This is a genomic window from Candidatus Nitrosocosmicus sp. T (assembly GCF_054408485.1).
The window spans coordinates 786,437-811,576 of the sequence record NZ_CP166992.1 but is presented as its reverse complement, the minus strand read 5'-3'; the positions used below and the strand labels follow the sequence as shown (position 1 = coordinate 811,576).

The window sequence follows — 25,140 nt, the reverse complement described above, 5'->3', positions numbered from 1 at the left end:
TTAAAGCCATCCATTCCATTAGAGTAGATTACTCATATTTTTAACATGAACTTATTTTACTATTTTATGAACATATCAATTATTTTTGAGACTGTCAAATCATCATTGTATTTCGCACTAATTGTCAATGTATAGTTTCCGGGAATCGCCTCTTTGGTTGGTTCAATTTTAAATGAGGTAGTTTGTGGCGATGAACTCGTATTGGATAATTTGGGTTCACTGACGATTAGAGATGTAGGACTAAACTGTGCCGTAAGATTATCAAGTTTACCATTTTTAGATATTGAAGATGTTGCAGCCATACTTATATTCATAGACTCATTCAATTTTGTATCGTTGTTACTAATATCAGAATATAATTCACTTGCATTGATTAATGGACTTGTTGATATTGAATGGTTACTTGATAAAGTATTATAAACGTAAATATCTAACATATCTCCTCTATTACCTTCCCTATCCAAAGTTATGTTATTCTTAGATACTCCAATAGCAATTGGAATATTATCTAGTCTATCTTTTGTTATTACACCTAGTTTATTTTCAGTCCATTCTGTAAACCATATTGATCCATTATTATCAAATATGAATCTAAGGGGATTTGAAGAATTAACCCATAACGGATTTTGTGATGGAATATAATACTCGACTAGAGTTTTATTTTTAGGATCATATGATGCTATGGCGTTTCCATAGTGCTCATTGAACCATACCTTTCCATCTCTATATTCATTATAATATGGCAAAGTGGTTAAATTGCCAGAAGTAGAGGGGTTGGAGGTTGCATATTGCTTTATTTCGCCTGTAGTTGGATTTAACGAAAAGAAAAGATTTGCAATATGGCTATTAGTCCAAAGAGTACCATTTTCATCTTCTGCAATACTGAATGGAACACTATGAGTATAGGTCACATCGTGAATAGTTAGAGACCCTGCTGTTATATCGTATTTAATAATATGCCCTCCTACAGGAAAGATAGCAGTTGAAAACCACAATGTATCATTTGCGTTGGTAGGGTTAGTAGTACTGCTATTTGTATCGTCATTGGTGAATCCAAAACCATTAGAAATAGGTCCCATAGTCTGGAATTCGATTTGTCTTGACATATCTAATTCTGAAATACCTTCTGTGGTGTTATTTATCACCTTGGAAGGTTCAAAAAATCCAAGTCTATTGCCAAAAACTTGGGTAAACCATACGTTACCATCAGAATCAAAGGCTATTGATAGAGGGTATCCACCTTCCCCTAATAATCTATAATTTTCAAACTTTCCTTCCTTGACAAAATACTTCCAAATGGAATTACTAAGCTCATCAGTAAACCAGAGGTCGCCATTATTATCAAGTTTTAAATCCCATATCATAGAACCTATGCTTCTTGTTTGTTCAAGCCAGTTTGGTATTTTTATGGTTTTATCAAACTGTAGTGTTTTAGTATTAAATACCAAAAGTGTACCTGACTTTCCAGATGCTATCCAAATATTATTTTCTTGATCCACTGTTAATCCAACAGGTTGACTACACAAAATCGGTGTAATAAATTCATGAACATAGGAATTGGAATTTGTTACATTATTTCCACAAAGTAATGGCCGGTCCTTATCAGACATGGTTTTGATTATTTCTGTATTTAAGTTACTAGAATTGGAAAATGAGTTATTGTTAAGAGCAGGTGCAATAACTTTTCCAACAGAATTCGTAGTAGAAGGATTAGTAGTTGCATAAACGAACATTGAGTTATCAAAGAATGAATAAGGGTGATTTGAAAAAATAACTGAAATACAAAAAATTATCATAATGGTAACTACAGGGATCTTTGAATATACATTATTTTCAAAAAGTTTCACAATGAATGAGTAATTCTGACAGTTAATAATCATTCCTGTAGCCTTTGCAATCAGCATAAGCGCCGCTAATTGCAAGCATATGACTCTGATAATGCACCAGTGCTACCATAAATGAAATCTGATAGATACGTTTTAGATGTAAGAAGGAATAATCCCCATCCTCCTAGAATTGGATTTTATGCGTTCTAGATGTCCAAAGCCATATGAATTGTAACAGTCTGGTAATAGGCAGATAATAGTGTTCCATAAATATTTATTATATTCATTCTATCAGTTGATTCCAACTAAAACAAAAAGAAAATAAAAAGGCGTACCAAAGTCTGGTATGAAAGTATTAGATATAACTATTAAAATTAACATTAATGATGAAAATGATATTGTCAATATTTCAGAAGACACTGCGAGAGTTATAGCTAAAAGCAAACTAAAAAATGGAATTGCAACAGTTTTTGTGGTTGGATCAACTTCTGCAATTACCACCATAGAATATGAATCTGGGCTCAAATACTCTTCCTAATATGCTTTCTAGGATAACACCGAACAACATACAATATGAACATGACAATACATGGCATAATAGAAATGAACATTCTCATGTTCGCGCTTCACTAAGTAGCCCTAGTATAACAATTCCATTTAAAAATGGCCATCTGGATTTAGGGTTATGGCAACAAATAGTATTTTTAGAGATAGACAAAAGACCGAGAGAATGCAAAATCATGCTTGATGCTCTCAAATCAGATCTAATTGTATCGGATTCAGCGATATGAATATTTAAGCTAAAATTAAGTTTTTGATACTAATCCGAAAAGTAATTCTGGCATGGCTTCCTAAAAAAAATGATCTATAATTTATTTTTTTGAGCATCAGTAATCTTATATTACTTTGGTTTTGCCAGGCATAATTTTATCGAGTTGCAAAGAAAATATTAAGATTACTTGTAATTACTTGCTATATATTCAACGGTATATGGATTTTAAACAATACAATTGACTTTTACAAGCCCTGAATTCTTTTGTATGGGATAAATTAAAGATTTGGAGCAGTCTTACCTGTTAAAATTGTTAAAATAGCGACCACGGGTAATTCAAAAGAAAACAGAAGAAATATTCTGATAAGTACATAGTAACAGCATCAAATAGAATCGTCTTATACAGTTCTTTTTTATCAGTTACGTACTAATCACAATACTTATCTGCATGGATCCATTGATTTAACTTACCATTGAAACTGATTTTTAATGATTCAACATTTTCTGCATTATTGTTAAGAACTATTGCTGAAACCTACTATAAAGGAGCAGACATTGGAGAATGCCTCGCTACAGCATATCGTATTAAAGAATGTGATTTTGAGAGTTGGTACGATGAATGGATAAAGACAGCAAAGAGGATACATTACTATGCCCAGGTTTGTATATCAGAAGGTCATTTGAAAAGCGCAAACGAGGCTTTTTTGCGCGCATCCAATTACTATCGTACAGCGGGGTTTTTGCTAATTGAGCCAGCTGATCCACGATTTCATGCGTCAATAGAACTTAGTAAAGAATGTTTTAGAAATGCGATATCGACGTTTCCATTTAAAGTTGAAGCTGTGGAAATCCCTTATGAAGGAACAATTTTACCGGGTTACTATTATCATATAGAAGAACAAAATGCCGCATTTAAGAATATGGGATGTATAGATGATGGTGATACTAATCGAGTACATAGTGATAATCGCAATAGAAAATTAGATATCCCAAGCAGTAATAATTTTCCGACACTTATAGTTCATGGAGGGTTTGATTCTATATTGGAAGAACTATATTCTTATGCCGCTGCACCCGCATTAGAAAGAGGGTATAATTGTTTGACTTTTGAAGGTCCAGGACAGGGAGAAGTGATTCGTAAACAGAAAATACCTTTTAGATATGATTGGGAAAAGGTGGTAACGCCTGTATTCGACTTTATTACAATAAAAAGGAAGGAATTCAATATAGATTTAGAGCGGGTGGTATTAATGGGAATCAGCATGGGAGGATATTTGGCTGCAAGGGCCGCTGCATTTGAACCGAGGATATCGGCATGTGTTCTCTATGACGGGGTCTATGATGGATACGACGCAATTAAATCAGGTCTGCCAAAATCACTTCTGGTTGCAATTGAAGCAGGCAATTCGCAACTTGTTAATGCGACATTCTCGGATTTGATGAAGTCGGATCCGAATGTAAAATTCAATATAAAACATGGAATGTGGACTACTGGAACAAATTCACCTTACGAATTAATTACCGGTGCTAAAAAATATTCAACTAAAGATATTTTAAGTCTTATTAAATGTCCTACTCTTGTCTTAGAGGGTGAGAAAGACGATTCATTTCCGGGCCAACCAAAGAAAGTCTATGAAGGCCTGACATCGTTAGGGCCTTCATCAAAGAAGTACATAGTATTTACCCAAGAAGAAGGAGGAGAGGAGCATTGTCAGTGTGGTGTACCCGCTATCACTAATCAGAGGATATTTGATTGGCTAGATGATATACTTGACAAAAAATTACTGCCCCCTTGAAAGCGTAAAGGACATGGCATTATTTGTGGACTCATTAGCGAGTATGTATTGAATTGTATTTAGTTTAAACCATAATAAGAGGTCAATTTTTTGTTTATAAGTTGACAAGTTGTTAAAACACTAACTTTGACTATCCAACTTTTTGATTAAATGCTTTCAAAAGTATTGTGAACAGTTCTATAATTTTTTTAGTTTGATTATCAAACCACAATAAGGTTAGTGTTTTTGGCCCAAATCTTTGAGGGCAGAAAATTAGCGCAAGGCACCTCATCATTTCAGTAAACAAATACAAAACAAATGAAGATAGTACACGACTATTTAACTTTCACATAAATCTTTTTCAATCTCATTTTAATAGGTTCTTTTTTAATAATTCGTGAAAATCTCTGTCCGATAACTCCTTTTTGAGCTTTGAATATTCTTTAGAATCATTTCCAACACTACTTCTCAATGGTGTGTTTTTATTGTCATTGCTAGAAGAATTAGCGATTGCTCGAACTATTTCGTCCGCTACAACGTGTGGATGAGGTGTATGGCTCATAGCACTATAATAAAAAGATAAAAACTTGTTAACCGTGTTGCTGTAGATGGATAACGGGATTCTGTTTTCGTTATTGTAAGACGGACGCACCAATCCGCCACCTTTATCAATTCCGTATTTATTGGTAGGTACAATTAAATCGTTTACGAATTCAGTGTTTATTACACCAGGCTCTATTAAGACTAATTTTATTCCAAAAGGATCTAATTCAAACGAATGGGCCTCGCTCAAACCTTCTACTGCAAATTTTGTTGCACAGTATATAGATTGAGTAGGGATTCCTGCCAATCCCGACAGGGAGCTAATATTAATAATAATTCCATTCTTTTGTTGTCTCATTATTGGCAGTACTTCACTAATTACTCTAATCACACCAAAAACATTAGTATCAAATTGATTCTTTATTTCATCCATTAAAAAGTCTTCTAATGCTCCAAAGAGACCATATCCAGCGTTATTGACAAGTACATTTATTTTACCGTATTCGATAGCTATCTTTTCAATAGTATCACAAACAGAATTGGCTTTGTCCATATCCATTTCAAATACTCTGATTTATAAATTTTCACTCCTTGCAATATTCTCTAAAATCCTAGATTTGCTTTTATTCCTCATTGTAGCACAAGCCTCAAAACCAATCCCGGTAGAACTCCCAGTTACAAGAGCCACCTTGCTTTTGTGATTGTTAGACATTCTGCAGAGAATAGGTAATCAAAATTAAGTATTATGTTTTGTCACTTAGGGTGAACAGCATAAGAAATTCCAAATGATTAAAAATTGCAACAAGAATCTCAATGATTTGTATTATTCTGCAGTAACAATATTAAGCATTTGTAATGTAAAAGAAACTACGAAGGAGATCATCATCTAGTCCTCTGTAAATTGGAGACGATCAAGTATAAAACTTTCACTCATCATTGCAATAATATAGACTTTTAAAAAAAAATTGTAATAACATTATATATTTGTTTTACTTTCTATACTTATGTCTATTTCATCAAATGTTAATATGCTTTTTTCCAAGAATAAATTTACCAAAAAAGGATCAGGTATTCAACTAGTATTGGCTATCATAATTTTGATCGCAGCCGTTTGGACTGAGATGGTCACCGATATTGATATGGTATTTTATATATTGTTAACAGTAAGCGCCATTTTAATTATTTCCTCCTTTCTTATTCTTATTAATCAGTATGAGCGGGCAATTATTTTAAGATTAGGTAAATATAAGAAACAGGTAGAGCCGGGGATTCATACAAGAATTCCTCTTGCAGATAACGTTTTAGTTATAGATGTTCGTGAGAAAGTAACGGAGTTTAAGGCAGAAAGAATGCTTACAAAGGATAATGTTCCAGTAACAATTGATGCAATACTCAGATACAAAATCATCGAAGAAAGGGCTAGCGATGCGTATCTAAATGTGGAAAACTTTAATGACATGATACAACAAGTATCACAAACGACCTTACGAAATAGTATAGGCTCTTCTTTGTTTCAAGAAATTCTATCAAGAAGAGAAGAAATCAACGAAAGCATCAAATCCAAGATCGCAGTGGAATCTAACAATTGGGGAATAATGGTGACTGGTGTTGAGATTAGACAGGTAATAATTCCACAGGAATTAGAATCTGCAATGTCAATGCAAGCACAAGCTCAAAGAGAGAAACAAGCAAGGGTGACATACGGGGAATCAGAGGTTCTTGTGGCTCAGAAATTTCTCGATGCGTCTAAGGTTTATTCCAATAATCCTGTTGCATATGCATTGAGGCAATCAAATATGCTATATGAAACCATGAAAATTCAGGGAAATACAGTAATAATGGTACCCTCTGAAACATTAAATTCCATAGGTTTTGGAAATCTAGGTGCAACAATTGCATACCTTAGTAGTTTAAAAGATGGTATAAACAAATCAACAGAAAAATCTGGAGTTCCAGAACAATGAGGATAAAGCACGAACTACTCTTTAATTATGGACCACCAAGGATAACGATACTTGCTATTGCTTAATCATTATGATTCCCTGGATAGTATCATAACGACAGTGAGTTGGAATTGGCAAATTTTGAAGTTATTGTTTTGAAGGTAATGCATTATCAATAGTCAGTTGTGTTCTACCAAATTTATTCAAATGCGTCTTTTGAAAATGCAAAGGGAAGTATTTCTAATAAAGTTATAATTTTTTCATCACTCAAACGAATTTTTGTTCGTGGATTGAATTCTATTAATACTTGTCTGCAGGCTCCGCATGGATAGATCGGCTTTCCGGTAGAGGCCACCACGGCAATTTCTTCTATATCGGGGTGTCCTTCAGAAACGGCCTTAAAGACTGCGACCCTTTCGGCGCACATAGTCAGCCCATAAACTGAATTTTCAATATTAACCCCATCATAGATCTTGCCAGAGGAAGTTTTTAAGGCACATCCTACAGATAATTTAGAATATGGATTATATGCTTTTTTTAGACTTTTCATAGCAACTTCAATTAACATGTTCATAGGTAAACTCATTGTGATTCTCAATAAGAATTAATCAAATTCTTACCTTTGTTTCCTCAGAAAGGCAACTAAATTAAAAGGTACCAAAATCTCTTATAACTAAACAATCTGGTAAGAAGAATATTAAAGTAATCTAGGATTTACAGGTGCTTTAGGACCGTGTTAGTAATTATACAATCAGGACCCAAGGTTAAGTATTTGACTATAACAATAATCACATGGCTAATAATAAACACAGAAATCAGAGAACTCTGCTCATTCTTTTCTAAGAATGCATAGCATCAGGGTAACAGCAAAAAGAATAGTATTAAATAAAATAACTATACATCGATTTGAAATATCAAATTGATTTTCCAAGTCATGGACTTAATTAAATTAGTTAGACCATTTCATACTTTTGATGCTTTATTTAGATAGCATTGAATAAATCCACGAGTTATAATAGAATGATGATTTATCAGAAATAATTAAAGTAAAAGTAAAAATAATTAAATTTAGAACTCTGAAACCTCATTTGATCCCTGAGTTGGTGTCGATGTCGATAGTGATTCGGTATTATGCACATCTTCGTTACCAGTCATATCGCAATATTCACATGTGTGATCTACAATTACACCACCTAATCGTATAGCTAAAAGATGAGTAAACAATTCGCCTGTAAGTTTAGCAAATTCATCTGGATCCTCACCTCTAACTCTATTTCTGAATTCCAACCATTTTTCAATCTTGTCTAGATATTCGACCGGTTTTTTTTCACCTTTCAAATCGATATCCTCATACTGAAGTGTTATGTTTCCTTCCAGTAAATTTGTAATGTATTCATTCACGTACCTGAATTTATAATCGGATTCCATTGTAAGATATATTGTAGATATAACTATATTATCATCTATCTATTTCATTCTCGTCCACTTTAATACCTAATTCCGATATTAAGTTGATATACAATAAAGGATCACCTTTGAGCTAGCCTTATAGAAATAATAGATAATTGTACGTGTGAAAGTGCGCAACAATACAAAAATACTTTTTAGCAAGAAAAATTACCAAGAATGGCTTCTTGTGCTATTGATTAGAAAAAAATAGAATAAATCAAAAGTATTACTCATTCAGATTTGGATCTCACTTCTTGTGCCATCAGTGTTGTACCTATATACTTTTCCATCCTCCTCATTTAGTGTATTTTTATGAGCACCATCACAAAATGGCTGGTTTTGGCTTAGTCCGCACATACAAATCCATTTACTATCATTGCCACACTTAATTTCCATAGGCCCTTTACCCTCTTTTTTTACGTATCTTACCATTAAATCAACATTGATAATTAGAAATATATAAAATATTGTTGAAAAATTTCAGGTGCCTGTTTCTCGTGTTGAAGATAAGGTGTAATCATATTTCTATATATTTCTATAAATGTTTATTTAAAGTAATGACGAGATTATTCGACACCCAGATATAGCAATTCAAATAAAATAGAGTAAGAATTGGAGTTGTGCTGTCAAACGGTATAGATTCTCTACGGGATGATAATTCTACATCAGAATAAATATCCACTAGACATTGATTTGAATTTGTATTTTACCTGGAGTTTCAATCTTTTGCTAAATAATTGTGGCTATTTACTCGAAATGTCTTAACTTTTAGAATTTATGAACTCGATAGCGATTGAATCGTCGTAATTCTTTAAATTAAGTCTTTTTATGAGACTTTCAAGGTCGACGTCGTTATCCAGATATTTTCTATCTTTGACCGCCACATACTGATTATGAAAATCCTTCTTGAACTCCTCATAATTTGAATAGAACCAACTAAAATTATCTTTTAATCTCTCGAATTTTGCAATGTCAGTATCGTTTTTTGAGATGTCGGAATACATTACACATCTTTTATCATATAGAACATAGATTGATAAAAATATTCTGTTTGATTTATTTTAAACATGTTTAATTAGATTAAATTATAATAGGTAGTCATTATACTAACTTAGTCGAACTAATTTAACACTATTTTGATAATTAATGTAGAGAATTTCACAATGGATGATTAAGGAGTGATAATTATTTTCTCACATACTGTGTTCTCTAGGAATAGGCGCGGAAATACATTATATTTAACGATTGAATCCTGTAAATAGAACATAGATTTGTGGATTTAATCCTTCCATCGCTTTCTGTAGCTTTTTGCTTGCAATCCCGAAAACCTCAAATCTCGTTATTCGAGATAAATCATGGATCCTTGGAAGAATTGTTTTTGATGCAACCCCATTGATATGAGAAAATACCGCTTCAGAATTTGTGTATGTTTCATGTACAATGCACCTTGTCTCAGACTTGTCGAAATAAAACTGATAATTTATTGTATCAGGCTCATTAGCCTTCACTACTTTGCTCATTTCCTTTATGAGTTTTTTGTATTGTTTTATTTTTCCTTCTGAAATTGTAAATTCTGCCCTAAAATGTAATGTTTGCTGCATCGCGGCATCCTTTCATTTGGATCTTAACTTAGGATCACTTAAGGATGATCCTATTTAAGGTAGAACTATTTGCAATAGTCAAAATAACAACCTTATACTAAATTCAAAACATATTTGAAAATAGTTCGGTCATTTCAAAGTTGATACAACGCTCTCAAAATTAAGTTCTGATACTATGGATATGTGAGATTACAGTTTACACAGACGAGATCTACTTTGGAGGGATGTTGTTGATTCTCCATTGGAAGGTTGCATCTGTCACATACGAAATCGACAATCGGAATCTTTGCAGTATCCATATCCAAATAATTTGTCTTATCACTTATTATCTTCAAGTTTTCAAGTTTAAGTGTATGATAGAGCATTACCTTCTCAGGCTCTCCACCCTTAAATTTCTCATATTTTGCTAAATTATTTCGAACATCATTATCAGCAGACATTCAAGCTAATTGCACATCAACACTTATAATCTTACTTTTAATATTAAAAATTTAGAGTTTGATGTTCAATTAAGAATTATAATCTTTAGTAATAATATCAAAATATCAAATATTTTGCGATCTTTTTTCCTGGACAGTTATAACCGATAGAGGGGAGATAAATGACCAAGAAAGTCTTATAAGTAATTTATCAATATTAGAATAACTAAAAGTAATGGAAACATACTGATTAAGTTTGTGAATTATCCAAGATTTATCGTTGATTGTGTGCTAGGAAATATTGCAAAGAAATTAAGAATAATGGGGTTTGACACCGAATTCTGGTTAGCCGCTAACGACGATTTTTTAATCAATAAATGTATAAATGAACAGAAGATGTTGGTAACTAGAGATAAAGCGCTTTATTTAAAGATCTCTAAAATGGGTAATAATTGTTTGTTACTCCATAATAATGATGAAGTTAAAGATTTGGTATTCATATTAGAGAAGTGTGGTATTAGATATATCGATCCGGTTCCAAATGAAAATACCCCATGTACTATTTGCAACGGCGTTCTTAGTAAACTTGATAAGACAATGGTATGTAATCCCATTCCTGAGAAAGTATACAAAAGCATATCAACAATTTATAGATGTTCAAAATGTTCAAAAATTTATTGGGATGGTACTCATGTGCAGAATATCAACATATCTATAGGCAATATTAACAAGTTGTTAAGGCAGTGCAAGTAGGTCGATGTTTTCATTAATAATACGTGATAATTGGATATTATTCTATGAGTTTTTAGGTTAGGAATGATCCATTAAACAGTATCGACACAAATTTTATAATTCAAGTGCTAAAAAAGTGTACAGTACATATCTAGTTAATATCGAGTATTATTTTATTTTGATTTTCCACATACTATAATGAGGTATATATTATTATTTCTTTAGCAACTTGAATGCATGGTTTCCCGATCCTGTTTGAATGTAATAAGTTATCCACAACATAGCAAGGGGTTCTAATAATCTCGATTGTTCAATTCCTCCCAAGTCTATTGACTCCCAACCGAATGGGGTTAATAATTTTTCAACTACTTGGTTATTAGCGTCTTTAAAATTGCCACATATAAACATAGTTGGCGGACCTCCCTGAAAGTCTGGATAAACCATATGAGGATTACCTACAATATTAAATGCCTTTACTACTTTGGAATTGGGTAGCAAGGATTGAATCACCTCACCTGCAGATCTGTCGTACCCAAGTGAAAGCTTTGGTGGCATATCCTTAGCAAATTCTAATGGATTTGTTGTATCAATAACTATTTTGTCATTAAAATTGGATGAAATGGCCAAATTTATTGCATTCCGAGTTCCCTCCCACAGGGTAGAAATGATAATTAATTCTCCAAAAGATGCTGCCTCAGCAAATGATCCTACAAAAGCATTTTCTTTATGTTTAGTCTTGTCAATCCATTGTTGTATTTCTTCTTTTGCAGGATTACGCGTTCCAATCATCACATGGTGACCAAGATTCATACATCCATCCGCTAATCTTCTACCGACTTCCCCTGATCCTAATATTCCTATCTTCATAATCATGATGATACATTGAAGAGATTAAAACTTTGAAAACCGAGTCAATATTTTTGATTCTTATTATCTCACATTGCATTAATAGAAAAGGAATCGATTTTTTTTATTTATCAAGTTATCATATTAGTTTTATTCATGTGTTCTCAATTATATTTAGGATGTTCTGGATGGAATTATGGTGATTCATCTGAAAAGGGAGGTTGGCTAAACGTATTTTATCCTGACAATAAAACTCGGAAACTCAACTACTATTCGCAATTCTTTAACACTGTTGAGATGGACGCTACTTTCTATAAGAGATTCTATAATCACATGAATGAAGGCTTATTTATAGGACTAACAAAGACAACACCTAATAACTTTAAAATATCAGTTAAAGTCCCCGAGATAATTACACATGAAAAGAGATTAGATATTAACAGGAATGTGATAACGGATTTTAATGAATTCCTTAATAAAATTTCACCACTTGAAAGCAATAAGAAATTGGGTGCAATAATAATACAGTTACCACCAAGTTTTACTATTAGTGAATCCAATAGATTAGAGATCTTTTTAGATGCACTGAGAAAACGACCTGATATTAAGAATAAGAACAATATTGCCATAGAATTCAGACATAATTCATGGAATACAGAAGGAGTTTTGGAATTGCTACATCACTTTAATATCGCATCTGTTTTAACCGATTCTCCTGCGCATGAAAATCTAGGATTTTTATCAAATGAGAATAATCTAACATCAAATAATTTGGCAGTGGTCAGACTCCATGGAAGAAACACAACTCGAGACCATTATTGGTACGATTATCTTTATTCTGAAAAGGAACTTATTCCATGGATAAAAAAGATTAACAAAATAAAGGAAAATACGGATACTATATTCATATATTTTAATAACCATTATGGTGGAAAAGCGATCGTAAATTCATTACAATTCAAAGAATTAATAAATAATCAGCCTTTACCCGAAATTGAAAAGAGGGTAATGGAGAAAGCAAAGAAATATCTATCAAACACACTCTAATTATTAATGAGCCACAGCTTTAGTATCTATAAAAGTTTTCATCTCCTCACAGCATAGAAAAGTTCATTTAACTGGTCCTAAGTTTTGGGTATGATCAAAAGGTCCTACCTATTCAGATCATAATGTGAATACACAATATTACCAAATAATTTTGATCAAAACAAAATAAATATAAAGTTTCTATTTTAGAAACCTAGAAAAAAATATAGTCATTTAAGGTCCAGAGTAGTCATTTAGAGTCTACTCTATTTTAATTTCCTTACCCGCGGGTTTATTGACTTTCTTTTTGTCAAAAGTTATTTCCAATATACCATTGTTATATACTGACCTTGCGGTTTCAATTTCTGCTAACTCGGGAAGTTCTATATTTTTATGATATTTTCGCTGTGAATCCTTTGATGTTGTTACTTCAACTTGGGAATCATACGCTTTTATTTTTATGTCTTCTTTTTTGATACCCGGCATTTCTACAACTACCTTGACCTCTTTATCCGTTGTATTCACATCAACTAATGGCTCTCTTTCTGCAGATATAGGCGACTTATTATGCGATTGTCCTCCTATTTTTTTTACATTGTTATCATACAAATTCTTGACGTTTCCAAATTCTCTTACGTGAGGTTTACCATCTGGTCCGATAGTCATTGAATATCCGTATACTATTGGTCCGACTTCTCTAACTTTGCTACCTTCTTTTGTTTCGTATTCTCTTACAAGTTCTTCTGGAGCATTGGTTGAAATATTGTTAAATACATCAAACATTCTATTCATTTCTTCATGGATATTGTCAAGATCGCTGAACACGTCTGTTGTATTGAATAATCCTCTATCTCTACCTCTTCCGAAGCCTGCATCAAAGAATCGGCTGATCCAATCGCTTGGTATTATATCTCTATTATACATTTATTATTCTCCTAAAATATGTAATATATATTACATAATATAAATTTTTCTTACATTATGTAATAGTGAGACATATGGTGATATATGAATCAAATTTAAAATACTGATTAAATAGTGATAGTTGTATTACTGAACTTAAAATTTTCTTTTTCTTTGTGATATAATCGACTTCAGGAAGGCCGACGGAAACGGCATGTAACAGTAAGAGGCAATCGCTGCTTTCTAGGATAATGAGAAGACCAACAAAGTGGTTATATACCACATTATTGACAATAAGTGGATGACAATCAAAAACAATAAGATGTTATTTCTAACTATAGCTCTAGCGCTAGGAAGCGTAATTGCAGTATCTGCAATTTCAAGTACACCAACGGTATTTGCAAACCACGATTTTGCTGCAAACCTTACAGGTCAAGAAGAAGTTCCAGCCGTAGATACGCAAGCAACTGGCCAAGCAATTTTTGTCCCAATTCAGCCAACAAATGAGACAATCGATTTCCATGCCAATGCTACAGGAATTCAGGCTGTAACACAAGCTCATATACATAGCGGAGTTCTAGGAGAAAACGGACCAATTGTGGTAACCTTATTCAAATTCGATCCAGCTCAGAATCCAGATCAAAATGGGTTTACAATAAATGGTAATATTACAGCAATTAATTTAGAGGGTCCAATGCAAGGTAAAACAACATCAGACTTGATAGCAGCAATGAAGAATGGTAGTACGTATGTGAATGTTCACACCGAGCAAAATCCAAATGGTGAAATTAGAGGACAATTATCAAGTACCGAATAAATCTCAATAATTTTTTTGTATTGATTTAGAATCAATAAATAAGATATTTTTTTTGCTAATATTTCTAAAGTAAAGTAAGTATAATTATCATTTATTAGGAAAGATGGTTAAATAGATATTAAATAGACAAAATTATCCGTTACAGTAGTTTTATACCCAAAATTTGAGTGTTAAAGTGATGCTAGTTCGTTTATTTGAGAATGGGCATGGATAAGTGCAAAAAAAAGTACAGATGGTAACAGAATCTCGGGACATCAACAATTTGTTAAATCATGAAATTTATGGAAATTAAGTGGTTTTCCTAGTAAAAACATGGATAGGTCATGTTCATTTATGTGTATCAAACCTTCCTAAAGCCAAAAATTTTACGAGGCTCTGCTTGGTCTTTACCATATTGCATCCTGTCCTGTAGTATATTTTTTGTCGCAGATGGATATCACCATCATGTTGCCACTAATACTTGGAGGGCAACAAACATCTTACCTAACAGTGTTAATATCGTGGGCCAGCCTGGACTTGACCATTTTGCAATATGGATTCTTGATAACGACAAAAAGAAAGATTCATTGGAAAGCCACCTAATGGTTAATGGCATATCATTCGATGAAAGATTGTTTGACTTGGATTTTTGCCAGCAATTATCATTTTATATTTATGATTATGATGGAATAAAAATACAGTTTATTTTTCTCGTGATTGTTTTGAATTTATATCGACTACAGAATTATGCATTAATAGTTAAATTCGCCTGAACTCTATAATACTATTCAAGGATTTACCTAGCATATAATGGTACTAGATTATGAGCATTGTATTGATGGGATTAGATATGAATTATTGAAGATACATCATGAAACCAATAGTATGATAGAATTGATAAGAGCATCACAATGGTGCACTACATTAATTCGATTCTAGACTCCCTGCATTGCACCAAGGGACATTAATAACATTCAAGATGTCTGGTAATTTTAGTGCAAAATTGGACATAGGTATTAAACTACTCCTTGTCTTTTTTTTTAAAATTCCAATCTCTAGTATAATTTTCGCTTTTCATATTGAATCCTTTAAAAATATCAAAATAGGTTTGTTTGATCTTTTTTTGTCTTTCCAAATCAGATTGTATCCACAACATGTCAAAAACCGACGTAGAGGATGATACGCGGGTATCATTAATGGAAAAGGAAACTATTTGGTTGAGTTCGACTTCGGATTGAATGGATTTATTATTCTTGTAATCAATTTCTACTAAAACAACATTGTCTACAATTATTGAGATATGGGACTGGGGAATTTTTTTTGAGAAAAAATTAGTATTAATATCCAAATCCTGAGAGAATTCTTTGAGTTTATATCGTATTTCGTCTTTTAAGGCAGTTTGATCATCTTCCAAGTGAATTAGTATTTTTACAGTCACGTCTTTGACTAACATCTTTGAAATTGAAACGAGCAGATTGCTACTATAAAAACTCCAGAAGAGAGCAGTTGTAGGAATTAATACTAGTACTTGATCTACACAAGATTCCACTATGCGAAAAAGTATTTTATTAGAATTGATATGAGTTTCTGATTTAGATTCAGGATTTAAGATAACTTCCATTACACCTTTTTCAATTTCAGTTATTTTTTCCCTTGCGGGAACGGAATCATGCCATAGAGGTTTAAATAAAATACTTTGTTGGTTTACAAAATGAGTGTTATCGACATAGAAAAAATGGACAAATTTTTCTGGAGGTTCAATTTCATGACTCAGATCGCTCAATTCATTTTCTGAGATGTGACAAAAACAGTAGGATTGTTTGTTTCTAAAGCTACAGCTCACTAGCCCATCTGAATGTTTTATATCAGAATACTTCATTAGTCGCTTCGAATAGTTAACATTCATCTTGTTAATTTCCACTACGATCTTGGTGTCAATACTGCGATGCTTCAGTTTTTTGACAAGTGTAAGAATTGAAGGATGCTCTACTAAATGGCATAACCAATCTTGATCTACAATTATTTCTAAATATTGATCAGTACTGGAAAATATTTTAGATATTAGATTAAGGGCTTCATCAAGGGTATGATTTACATTGACTTCCTTTATGCCGATATCTTGGGGCATTTCTAATAACTTAAGGTTATTAATCCACCTACAGATATAAGATTATCTTTACTCTTTTACTTGTCAAAATAAGCCAATGTAATAAATTGTAAATTACTGACAAGTTTTATTGTTTTCGTAATTGGCTATTCCGGTCCCTATAATTAATTTTGGCAGAGGAGATAATTTTCTGAACGAAATACGCTCAGTTTGTAGAATATTTTAAAGATTCGTTACCTGTTGCCATGCTAACTTCTGTTATCCATTCGCATTCTATATTAACCTTATCGTGATGCTTTATAACTGCCTCTTTATCAGGGGCGTTTAATAAACAAAAACATACACCAGCTTCCATGTTGTAAAATAAATTGACATGTGTTACGCCATATTCATCTGCTGGAGCATTTACTAGCTCTTGGAGATTCTCTTCTTTAAATGGCACTTTATGAACATCAAGAAAAATACCCATGCAGGCTTTTTACTTGGCAAAGCTATAAAAACATTCTCAAGATGCGAGGCATCGACACTATACCGGTTAAAATCCCATCCCATCCATATAGACATTTGAATATTACTTTTAGTTATTAGGGAACATATTGTTAAAAATAGGAGCAATAGCAATTTGATTATTTCTAGTACTTAAATCGACCAAGTAATAACACAAAAAAAATAATATTAATATAAATAGTTACGGTAAAAGGTAATTATAAATAGGATAATGAATTCCCTAAAAACGGAATATCGTATTTATCAAATCAGATTTTAATGATTTATCCATATAATTAATATATGATATATTAAATTGATTTGTCCAAATCTAAAAATTTTTGTGGGATTTCAGCGTTGCCCGCATATTGATTATATAGAGAATAAACGTCAATTTTTTGACCATGTTTTATGGAAAAATTTCCAAGATGATGTATATCTCTCTTTAACTCATTATCAATACTAAATAAGTTATTTGCAAATCCACCTTCAATCAAAATATGACCTTGGTCCCCCAAATCCATAACTCTCCTAGCAAGTATTATACCTGGACCCCATAAATTTTGATTATCATTCAAATCATTGACTATAAATACATGGCCTGAACCAATTCCAATACGTACCCGAATTACAGATTGACTTGATGAATTTGAATTATGTATTCCCAGTTTTCTGTGAAGTTCCAAGCTTAATTCTACAGGGAGTTTAGGATCGGTCAAGAAACCTATCGCCATACCGTCTCCAGTTGGAAGAATCTTCTTATCACGATCTTTTTTATAAGAATTACATGAATTAATTAAATTATTTAATATCTGGATCTTTTCTATTTGATTTTTAACTGACAAAACAGGGTCTGACAATCCAACGATATCAATAAAGAAGAAGTTTGCATATAATATTCCCGATGATCCAAATTCCGCAATTTTGGAGTTTCCGTAAAAATTAACTAATTTCATATAGATGGTCAAATGCTCCTGATGAAACGATAGGTCTTGATAGAATACTGGAGATTCATTAATTTGCTCCTTACATACATTGCAAATTAGTCTCGTTTGATTACTAATCGCCGTGATAATATTGTTATTATCTAGTGTGTAATTTATCCAATCAGATTTGCTATTATTATTTCCAAATATTGATACTAGTTTTATGTACTTGAGGGGTTGAGAAGAATCAGAAGGCAACTTAGTTTCAAATAGTCCATCAAAAAGATGGGCCATCTTGTTAACGAATAAGGACGATTTAGGATCTGTGTTGTCTATCGTAAAAATGGAATTTATTTCATAGTTTTTGAGAAGAAAGACCAAACTTGTGACAAATTTGATCACCTCTTGATCACTAAAATTTTCGAGAAAGTTGGTCAATGAACTTAAGACAAAGTATACAGGTTGATTTGAATGTGTGTCAACTAATTGTCTGATTTCTTCAAAAAGATGCATTAGCGCTTGACCATCATTGAAATCAGACATACCGTATCTGTTTAAGGTATATGGATTTAACACCTTCAAATTAATCCACAGGTTCTCTTTCCCCGAGAAGAAAACGCGCTTATATTTCCTTTCTATGAATGAAGAACTGATACAAATACAAAAAATCCCATCTGTTATTCCGTTTAAGACAAAATTATTGCAATAATGTAATTTTCCCGATGATTTTGGCCCATAAATCAGATATATTCCAAGCTCAGGTTGTGTTAAGTTTCTACTTATGATGTCATTACCAGGGAAATGTTTCATCCAAAATTATTATATCAAATAGATATTTCTTTTTTTCCATAAAAAGATTCCATATCCGAGCGGTTAACCGATTCTCAACTATCATAGGCTGACATGAACTATTCAATTCTCTTTGACAATTCATCGATTTTCTTTGAAAAAGGATGGTCTGGATTTTTTAATGCAGTTAAATACTCCTGTCTTTCAAACTGCATATCACAATAACAAGGAATCATTGAAATAACGTCCATTTTAATTAACCTTTCTAGATTCTTAATAGTTTCATTTTGTTCTAACACTAATGAGCCAAAAGAAGGAGAGTTTTCACCGTAAATAGAGCTGCCTGGATCTGGGATCTCCGGAGGCTCACAATAGCCTGCGACTCGGTTCAATAAAAGATAAGAAATAGTTCCATAACTTGTGAAGGAACCGTATACATCCATCGCCAGATGCTTAGTACCTTCAATGTCTATATTATCCATCTTTAGAGACAAAAAAATAGTATCTGAAATGGCCAATGAATTAATTGACCAATATCGAATACCGGGACTTGTGTCCAGTATGATATAATCATAGTCTGTATCTGCAATACCCGTTTCTTTTAAAAATAGCATCTTCTTTAACATTTGAGACTTTGATGAGTCCTTTCTCATGACTGAGTCCAAATCGGTTATTTCTTGCTTTGAAGGATTAGAAAATACAGTATGAAATGAGCCTACATTTTCTTTGATCCGAGTGTTCAAATGAAATTCCTTCAGAACATGGGAGAAATCATAAATGGAATCAGAAAAGGAAATTTTATCATTTAAGTAATCATTAATCCATTTCTTGGGTTGAATATTAAAATATACATATAAGCTTGGAGCATATACGTCCATATCAATAAGCAGAACATTGTAACCCTTTGACACCAGATTGGCAGAAAGGTTTACCGCTAGTGTGGTTTTACCTGTCCCTCCTTTGTATGAATGAAATGCTATGACTTTCGCCACTAAGTCAAAATTTACTATTAAATATTTAACCTTATCAGTGGGAAGCATTCATTAAGTAATTCAATCGAAGAAATTAGGAGCAATTAAAGTTTAGGATGTTGAAACGTTCTTAAATGCTCGACAGATAAATTGCGAAATTTTGGTGCTTTAAGAAGACTCGATTCAATAAAACAATCCTTATTGTTCTTTGTTTGGTAGACTAAACAAGAGTAATTACAATCCAAAAAACCTAATTTACATGTTAAGTCAAATGTTATATTTTTTTTCAATCTTCATTACATCTAGGATTCTCGAGAAAATACAGTTCATTAGCATGAAGAGTTCAGACTTTTTAGAAATCTGTAATTATTGAATCATGTTTTTAACCTATCATTTACACAATTTGTCTAGAGATGATTGGAGATCATGAATCAAGTGAAAAAATACCTTTGTCAGATCCTTTGGCATATATTCCAAAGATAATGTTTTTTACTAAAGGCAGAGGCACCCACAAAGATTATCTCACAAGTTTTGAACTTGCCTTACGTGATGCTTCAATAAGCGATTTGAATCTTGTATCTGTTTCTAGTATTAAGCCACCGCAATGTAAGATAGTAAATAAGGACGAGGGAAGAAAATATTTGAAACCAGGACAAATTGTTTTTACGGTAATGGCTAGATCGGCTACAAACGAGCCAAACAGGCTGATTGCTGCATCCATTGGGTTAGCCAGGCCCGCCGATGACGCTCGATATGGGTATTTGTCGGAGCACCATTCGACGGGAGAGACGGCTGTAAAGGCCGGAGATTATGCTGAGGATTTAGCTATGGAAATGCTCGCCACAACAATTGGATTGCCCACAGACCCGACACTCACATGGGATCAGAATGAAGAACAATGGAAGCTCTCAGGAAAAATCTACAAGACACAAAATTTCACTCAGTCAGCTGCTGGAAATAAAGATGGTTTGTGGACAACAGTAATTAGCGCAGCAGTATTAATATTATAAAACCATATTATAAGAGACACTATGGTAAATCCCTCTTCCTACAAGGGTTCCTAATAACTGGAAGGCCAGTGGATGAGATCGATCTTAACGCTGTAGGGCATGGTGGAGCATAATTAAAGCCTGTTCGGACAATAATTTATTTTGATATGTTATTTCTTGTCTCCAAAGACATTACAAAAATAAATGTTATGCAGATGAAAGGCATTTTCACTTAGTATTAATAACGTAAATATCAGAGGTAAGAAATTAAGTTCTATATTAATTTCATTTAATATGATATTTTGCATTCATTGAATTTGAAGTCTTATACCTTGTTTTAATCAATGTTTGTTATATCAAATTATATAAAATTAGAAAGGGTCAAGTAGTTTTTTCATAATATATTTCTCTTGTCAGTTACTTTAATCCTCCTGTTCGTTTGAAAGAATATACTTTTCTAAGATCTTCCAAAAACGGATTTATTCTTTTTTGTCCATTTCCGACCCACAACTTCTGAAATTATTTCATTAATATTAAGACACTTATAAAATGTGATGGATGGATTAGTGGTGCTTACTAAATTTAATCGCTCCTTCCTTGTGCAAAGGGATGGATCTTATTCCAATCAGAAGAATTAGTATCATACTCGTCTATTGGTTTACTTGGATCAAAACCAGGTTTCATAGATTCAGTACTATTCCCAATCGTATTGTTAAGTGCTTTTTCTGATCCCACTGTCATATTATCAGCTGAAAAATTCATATTTCCGTCTCCGGGAAGAAATGATACATTTGCGTTGGTATCGGAAGTTTGATCAAAAGGTACTCCAGGCCCCTCTATGTTTTGTGCATTGACTACATTTACTAGAGGTATAAACAATAGTGAAACCAAAATTAAAACTGCTCTCATAACTTACTATAGACATCAATTTTTAAATAGTTCAGTAATTTGACAGCATGTTGGTAGTTAATTGGCAAACACGTCGAGATATTTATTTCTAAATAGTCAATTATCTAATGCCACAACAATTACACACAATCACTTTTTTCCTTTCCTTCGGAAATTGAATCAAGAGGCTTTTATCTCCCGCATTTCTAAAGCTGTCATTTATACTCTTGGATATCTCCCCACTACCTGAGAGAAAAAGAATCCTGGTGTTATACCACATTATTCTAATTTATCAAATATTGGGAGCAGATATAAGCAACAGTCCAGACCTAACAGATTCCACACTAATTAATGAAATTTGAGAGTAATTCCTATTATCAATATATAATTTGTTAAAATAATATATTTTATATGTCATCTGAAAATGATACTGAAATCAATTGGAATGAAGTTGTAGGAAAAGAAGCGCTTGGAGAGAATGGCTTGGATTTTGGTACAGTCAAAGAAGTAGCCGGCGACTATTTAGTTACGGAGGTAGGTATGCTCAATAAGAAAATTTATCACCTTCCAAAGTCTTCTGCAAAATACTTTAATGGAGTTTTTCTAAACTTCTCGTTAAATGAGTCAGATCTTTCAATTTATGAACAAAAAATTGATGAAAGTGCAGCCGATGACAAATCTTTGCTCCAGTCACAAGATACGTCAACAAATGAAGAAACATTAATTCCATTGATCAGTGAAAATCTCCAAGTAACCAAAAACATTATTGAGGATAATAAAAAAATTGTAAAAGTACCTATTAAGGAAACAAAAACAGTGCAAATTCAGTTAATGCATGAAAAGGTAACAATTGAAAGAAGAAATATCAATCAAAATGACAACACCTATGAGAAAGGAACGAATATTGATTTAAAGAATAATGTGGAATCAAGTCAAGAGCCGGGTGATGGATCAGAAATTTATTCAAAGGCAGAATTCTTGATTCCAATAAAAAGAGAAGAACCGATAATCACAAAGAGATCCTTTGTAAGAGAGGAAGTAGTTATAAAAAAGAATCCTGTAACGGAAACAAAAACTATTACGGAAGAAATAACAAATGAAGAAATTAGTTATAACAAGGGGCAAAATATTCAAAGTTGAGACAATATTTCACTCGTCACTCGTGTTATGCTAGATGAAAGGTCAAAAGATTCCGATTCTATGTTTTAAATATAATTTATTTTATCCAAATATCTTAATGTTAAGGACTTATAGATAAATCTGCAACTATTATTTAGAACAGTAGTATTTAAAGACAACTACAGGTATTTTGTTTGATTATAATTTAATTCCTTGACTAGATATTTTCCTTTGCTAATTATTATTTGCTTAATGTGGCCTTCATCATTTAACAGGCACAAAAAAAAAGAAATTTATCCGTATTTGTAGTTAATTCAAATGATCAACTACATAGTATTGGATGAATCTGAGTCTACCTTAGTCATTCCACGTTTACGGTATTGCTCAGCAGCCGTATCTGTAGTTGTACCAGTTTGACCTTCTGAAGTAATTTTCTGATCACTGGGATCTCTCTTTACGGCCGTTGGCTCGCCTGCATTTAATTTAGCCGGAGTCATTGGTTCTTTATCTGAATATTCTGTTAATGGATCGCTTTGTCTATGCTTATTTGTCCCAGCTACCCCTTCTTCATACTCTTTATCAGTAGAATCCACCGTTGTTCTTCCTGATTGATCTACTGAATTATCTGCCTTGCCCGCAACATCTTTGGTAGTATCGACCACAGAATCTTTTACGTCTTTAGCTTTATCCTTGATTTTGTCTATAATTTCTCCCATTTTGTATTACAATATTGATTATATAACATACTATAAAACCAGAATATGGTTACAAAATTGTGAGAATTAGAAGCATCGCATCAATTTTGTTAAAATTAGGTTTGAGGGGTTTATGCGGCGGTCATGGGATGGATTAGAAAGATACTTTCTCGCCACATGGTCTTATTAAGCACATAATTCGATAATGGACTTGCTATCAATCTATATAGTCTGATAACCATATTGGTCTCCCTGTAATTTCAAATAAATCGCGATAGCCATTCCTTGCTCCAAGGTATCCATAATCTTTTAAATTCTCTATTATTTCCCCATCCATAAACCAAGAAAAAGTTCTTTTATCCTATTCAATGATAATATCATCTTCAATGTAAATTAGTGTATCGGATTGATTCATGCTGAAATTGTAACCAATCATATTGGCTCTCTTATTGAAGAGAAGTGTAATGGACCTTGATCATTAGGTCAAGGATCAAATCTATATACTTTTAGTCTTACGTTTTTAACCCATCCTACTTCAATAAATTATTTTCACTTACTATAAAAAGAGTAATAGAATCATTGTGTAGCATCTATTACATGAACAGTTTATCAATATTATAGAGATTGATAAGCACTTTATTATGAAACTGCCGATTTGGCCATCTCAATACACTGAGAGAGGTGCCTTTGTTCCTCTTTTAGGATAGATTTTACTGTTGATAACGCTTTTTTATTATCAAAGTTTTCACAAATAGCCTGTAAAACTTCATAATGAGAAACTTCGCCGCCTTCTGCTAGACACAGGAATTCTAATGCTTCGGATGTATCCGGCTCTTCGCCTAGGTAAGTCTTCATAATCTGAGTAGCTTTCTCCTCTGTTTCTTTAGCACTTTCTTCTACTTTAGCAACATCCAATTTCACATTTTTATCTTCAGAAAAAATACCAATAACTTCTTGAATCTTTTCCTCATGAGTACTTGCCTCCCCTTGAATTTCCTTAGCTTCAGTTTTGGAATCAGATTTTAATAACTTCATGGTGACTAGTTCATCCACTGCTTTTTGAGCTGCTCGTTCTAAGCCTAGAACTTCACCCAATTTCTTTTGCAGATTTTCTATATTTTCTTTTTTGTTTGGCACTATGATCCTATATGTATAAAAATTTAAATAACTCAACTAAAAAGTAGATGAACTATCTTACCAATTTCATTCCAATAATTTAATAAAAGTTTGAATTTTACCGTATAATAACCTAGGTCCAATACTTTTGGGTTCTACTCATATTAATTAGTAATATTTAATCTAGATCTAGAAAGGTTAACCGCTGGACATAGAATATAGATTAGAGCAAGAAATGGAATAAGTTAAGATTGTAACCATATTGTGTTACATAATTCAAACATGACATGTTTATTTTAAACATTTGCAATAGATAGAAATAATATTATAACCATTCAATTTGCAATATACAGTTGGGACATGCTTAAAGAGAGTAATAAAATAGCGAGCAGTTTTTACATTTAATATAGTTTATTATTCATG

At 32.6% G+C, this 25,140-nt stretch carries 28 protein-coding genes; 10 read left to right on the top strand and 18 right to left on the bottom strand.

Annotation, left to right across the window (positions count from 1 at the left end):
• Window positions 1–59 precede the first annotated feature (59 nt).
• Window positions 60–1,847, bottom strand: a complete 1,788-nt coding sequence (locus AB0A59_RS04255; RefSeq protein WP_458746770.1) for a Vgb family protein — start codon at window positions 1,845–1,847, stop codon at window positions 60–62.
• A gap of 325 nt (window positions 1,848–2,172) precedes the next feature.
• Here AB0A59_RS04255 and AB0A59_RS04250 point away from each other — a divergent pair, with 325 nt between their 5' ends.
• The 3 genes from AB0A59_RS04250 (at window position 2,173) to AB0A59_RS04240 (ending at window position 4,394) form a co-directional block, all read left to right on the top strand.
• Window positions 2,173–2,364, top strand: a complete 192-nt coding sequence (locus AB0A59_RS04250) for a YjbQ family protein (RefSeq protein WP_458746769.1) — start codon at window positions 2,173–2,175, stop codon at window positions 2,362–2,364.
• Between the two features lies 1 nt (window position 2,365).
• Window positions 2,366–2,617: a YjbQ family protein gene (locus AB0A59_RS04245; protein WP_458746767.1), complete on the top strand. Its 252-nt coding sequence runs from the start codon at window positions 2,366–2,368 to the stop codon at window positions 2,615–2,617.
• A gap of 493 nt (window positions 2,618–3,110) precedes the next feature.
• On the top strand, window positions 3,111–4,394 hold the full coding sequence (locus AB0A59_RS04240; protein ID WP_458746765.1) for an alpha/beta hydrolase family protein: 1,284 nt from the start codon (window positions 3,111–3,113) through the stop codon (window positions 4,392–4,394).
• A 346-nt stretch (window positions 4,395–4,740) separates the two neighbouring features.
• Here AB0A59_RS04240 and AB0A59_RS04235 read toward each other — a convergent pair whose 3' ends face one another.
• On the bottom strand, window positions 4,741–5,490 hold the full coding sequence (locus AB0A59_RS04235) for an SDR family NAD(P)-dependent oxidoreductase (protein WP_458747552.1): 750 nt from the start codon (window positions 5,488–5,490) through the stop codon (window positions 4,741–4,743).
• Complete coding sequence (locus AB0A59_RS04230; RefSeq protein WP_458746764.1) at window positions 5,491–5,628, bottom strand: hypothetical protein; 138 nt, start codon at window positions 5,626–5,628, stop codon at window positions 5,491–5,493.
• Between the two features lie 292 nt (window positions 5,629–5,920).
• Between AB0A59_RS04230 and AB0A59_RS04225 the strand changes: the two genes are divergently transcribed.
• Window positions 5,921–6,880, top strand: coding sequence for an SPFH domain-containing protein (locus AB0A59_RS04225; RefSeq protein WP_458746762.1), 960 nt, complete (start codon window positions 5,921–5,923; stop codon window positions 6,878–6,880).
• 178 nt (window positions 6,881–7,058) lie between these two features.
• On the opposite strand, the gene AB0A59_RS04220 is transcribed toward AB0A59_RS04225, so the two are convergent.
• The 6 genes from AB0A59_RS04220 to AB0A59_RS04195 all read right to left on the bottom strand — a co-directional run bounded on the left by AB0A59_RS04220 (window position 7,059) and on the right by AB0A59_RS04195 (window position 10,349).
• On the bottom strand, window positions 7,059–7,433 hold the full coding sequence (locus AB0A59_RS04220) for a cytidine deaminase (protein WP_458746760.1): 375 nt from the start codon (window positions 7,431–7,433) through the stop codon (window positions 7,059–7,061).
• Between the two features lie 494 nt (window positions 7,434–7,927).
• On the bottom strand, window positions 7,928–8,287 hold the full coding sequence (locus AB0A59_RS04215) for a hypothetical protein (RefSeq protein WP_458746758.1): 360 nt from the start codon (window positions 8,285–8,287) through the stop codon (window positions 7,928–7,930).
• 255 nt (window positions 8,288–8,542) lie between these two features.
• Window positions 8,543–8,740: a CDGSH iron-sulfur domain-containing protein gene (locus AB0A59_RS04210; protein WP_458746756.1), complete on the bottom strand. Its 198-nt coding sequence runs from the start codon at window positions 8,738–8,740 to the stop codon at window positions 8,543–8,545.
• Between the two features lie 329 nt (window positions 8,741–9,069).
• Complete coding sequence (locus tag AB0A59_RS04205) at window positions 9,070–9,312, bottom strand: hypothetical protein (protein WP_458746754.1); 243 nt, start codon at window positions 9,310–9,312, stop codon at window positions 9,070–9,072.
• Window positions 9,313–9,546: 234 nt separating this feature from the next.
• A complete protein-coding gene (locus AB0A59_RS04200) occupies window positions 9,547–9,909 on the bottom strand; it encodes a putative quinol monooxygenase (RefSeq protein WP_458746752.1) in 363 nt (120 codons plus the stop codon).
• Window positions 9,910–10,082: 173 nt separating this feature from the next.
• Window positions 10,083–10,349: a hypothetical protein gene (locus AB0A59_RS04195; protein WP_458746750.1), complete on the bottom strand. Its 267-nt coding sequence runs from the start codon at window positions 10,347–10,349 to the stop codon at window positions 10,083–10,085.
• Window positions 10,350–10,586: 237 nt separating this feature from the next.
• Between AB0A59_RS04195 and AB0A59_RS04190 the strand changes: the two genes are divergently transcribed.
• Window positions 10,587–11,081, top strand: coding sequence for a Mut7-C RNAse domain-containing protein (locus tag AB0A59_RS04190; RefSeq protein ID WP_458746748.1), 495 nt, complete (start codon window positions 10,587–10,589; stop codon window positions 11,079–11,081).
• 192 nt (window positions 11,082–11,273) lie between these two features.
• Here AB0A59_RS04190 and AB0A59_RS04185 read toward each other — a convergent pair whose 3' ends face one another.
• Window positions 11,274–11,927, bottom strand: a complete 654-nt coding sequence (locus AB0A59_RS04185) for an NADPH-dependent F420 reductase (RefSeq protein WP_458746747.1) — start codon at window positions 11,925–11,927, stop codon at window positions 11,274–11,276.
• A gap of 135 nt (window positions 11,928–12,062) precedes the next feature.
• Here AB0A59_RS04185 and AB0A59_RS04180 point away from each other — a divergent pair, with 135 nt between their 5' ends.
• Window positions 12,063–12,953 (top strand): DUF72 domain-containing protein, encoded by an 891-nt coding sequence (locus tag AB0A59_RS04180; RefSeq protein ID WP_458746746.1) that lies wholly within the window; start codon window positions 12,063–12,065, stop codon window positions 12,951–12,953.
• A 240-nt stretch (window positions 12,954–13,193) separates the two neighbouring features.
• Here AB0A59_RS04180 and hsp20 read toward each other — a convergent pair whose 3' ends face one another.
• Window positions 13,194–13,856: an archaeal heat shock protein Hsp20 gene (gene hsp20, locus AB0A59_RS04175; RefSeq protein WP_458746744.1), complete on the bottom strand. Its 663-nt coding sequence runs from the start codon at window positions 13,854–13,856 to the stop codon at window positions 13,194–13,196.
• Window positions 13,857–14,136: 280 nt separating this feature from the next.
• Here hsp20 and AB0A59_RS04170 point away from each other — a divergent pair, with 280 nt between their 5' ends.
• Both AB0A59_RS04170 and AB0A59_RS04165 read left to right on the top strand, forming a co-directional pair.
• Window positions 14,137–14,652, top strand: coding sequence for a CHRD domain-containing protein (locus AB0A59_RS04170; protein ID WP_458746742.1), 516 nt, complete (start codon window positions 14,137–14,139; stop codon window positions 14,650–14,652).
• Between the two features lie 335 nt (window positions 14,653–14,987).
• Entirely contained in the window at window positions 14,988–15,404 is a 417-nt protein-coding gene (locus AB0A59_RS04165) for a VOC family protein (RefSeq protein WP_458746740.1), read from the top strand.
• A gap of 248 nt (window positions 15,405–15,652) precedes the next feature.
• Here AB0A59_RS04165 and AB0A59_RS04160 read toward each other — a convergent pair whose 3' ends face one another.
• The 4 genes from AB0A59_RS04160 to AB0A59_RS04145 all read right to left on the bottom strand — a co-directional run bounded on the left by AB0A59_RS04160 (window position 15,653) and on the right by AB0A59_RS04145 (window position 19,931).
• A complete protein-coding gene (locus tag AB0A59_RS04160; RefSeq protein ID WP_458746738.1) occupies window positions 15,653–16,759 on the bottom strand; it encodes a hypothetical protein in 1,107 nt (368 codons plus the stop codon).
• A 184-nt stretch (window positions 16,760–16,943) separates the two neighbouring features.
• Complete coding sequence (locus AB0A59_RS04155; RefSeq protein ID WP_458746736.1) at window positions 16,944–17,207, bottom strand: nickel-binding protein; 264 nt, start codon at window positions 17,205–17,207, stop codon at window positions 16,944–16,946.
• A 328-nt stretch (window positions 17,208–17,535) separates the two neighbouring features.
• Complete coding sequence (locus tag AB0A59_RS04150) at window positions 17,536–18,693, bottom strand: adenylate/guanylate cyclase domain-containing protein (RefSeq protein ID WP_458746734.1); 1,158 nt, start codon at window positions 18,691–18,693, stop codon at window positions 17,536–17,538.
• Window positions 18,694–19,058: 365 nt separating this feature from the next.
• Window positions 19,059–19,931, bottom strand: coding sequence for a ParA family protein (locus AB0A59_RS04145; RefSeq protein WP_458746732.1), 873 nt, complete (start codon window positions 19,929–19,931; stop codon window positions 19,059–19,061).
• 440 nt (window positions 19,932–20,371) lie between these two features.
• On the opposite strand from AB0A59_RS04145, the gene AB0A59_RS04140 reads away from it, so the two are divergent.
• Window positions 20,372–20,920: a pyruvoyl-dependent arginine decarboxylase gene (locus AB0A59_RS04140; RefSeq protein WP_458747551.1), complete on the top strand. Its 549-nt coding sequence runs from the start codon at window positions 20,372–20,374 to the stop codon at window positions 20,918–20,920.
• Between the two features lie 561 nt (window positions 20,921–21,481).
• Here AB0A59_RS04140 and AB0A59_RS04135 read toward each other — a convergent pair.
• Window positions 21,482–21,808, bottom strand: a complete 327-nt coding sequence (locus tag AB0A59_RS04135) for a hypothetical protein (RefSeq protein ID WP_458746730.1) — start codon at window positions 21,806–21,808, stop codon at window positions 21,482–21,484.
• A 390-nt stretch (window positions 21,809–22,198) separates the two neighbouring features.
• Here AB0A59_RS04135 and AB0A59_RS04130 point away from each other — a divergent pair, with 390 nt between their 5' ends.
• The gene (locus tag AB0A59_RS04130; RefSeq protein WP_458746728.1) at window positions 22,199–22,927 is read left to right on the top strand and encodes a YsnF/AvaK domain-containing protein; all 729 of its coding nucleotides are present in this window, start codon (window positions 22,199–22,201) and stop codon (window positions 22,925–22,927) included.
• A gap of 305 nt (window positions 22,928–23,232) precedes the next feature.
• Here the strand turns inward: AB0A59_RS04130 and AB0A59_RS04125 are convergent, their stop codons facing one another.
• Together AB0A59_RS04125 and AB0A59_RS04120 are read right to left on the bottom strand one after the other, a co-directional pair.
• On the bottom strand, window positions 23,233–23,622 hold the full coding sequence (locus tag AB0A59_RS04125) for a hypothetical protein (protein WP_458746727.1): 390 nt from the start codon (window positions 23,620–23,622) through the stop codon (window positions 23,233–23,235).
• 618 nt (window positions 23,623–24,240) lie between these two features.
• Window positions 24,241–24,738: a hypothetical protein gene (locus AB0A59_RS04120; protein WP_458746725.1), complete on the bottom strand. Its 498-nt coding sequence runs from the start codon at window positions 24,736–24,738 to the stop codon at window positions 24,241–24,243.
• Between the last annotated feature and the right edge of the window lie 402 nt (window positions 24,739–25,140).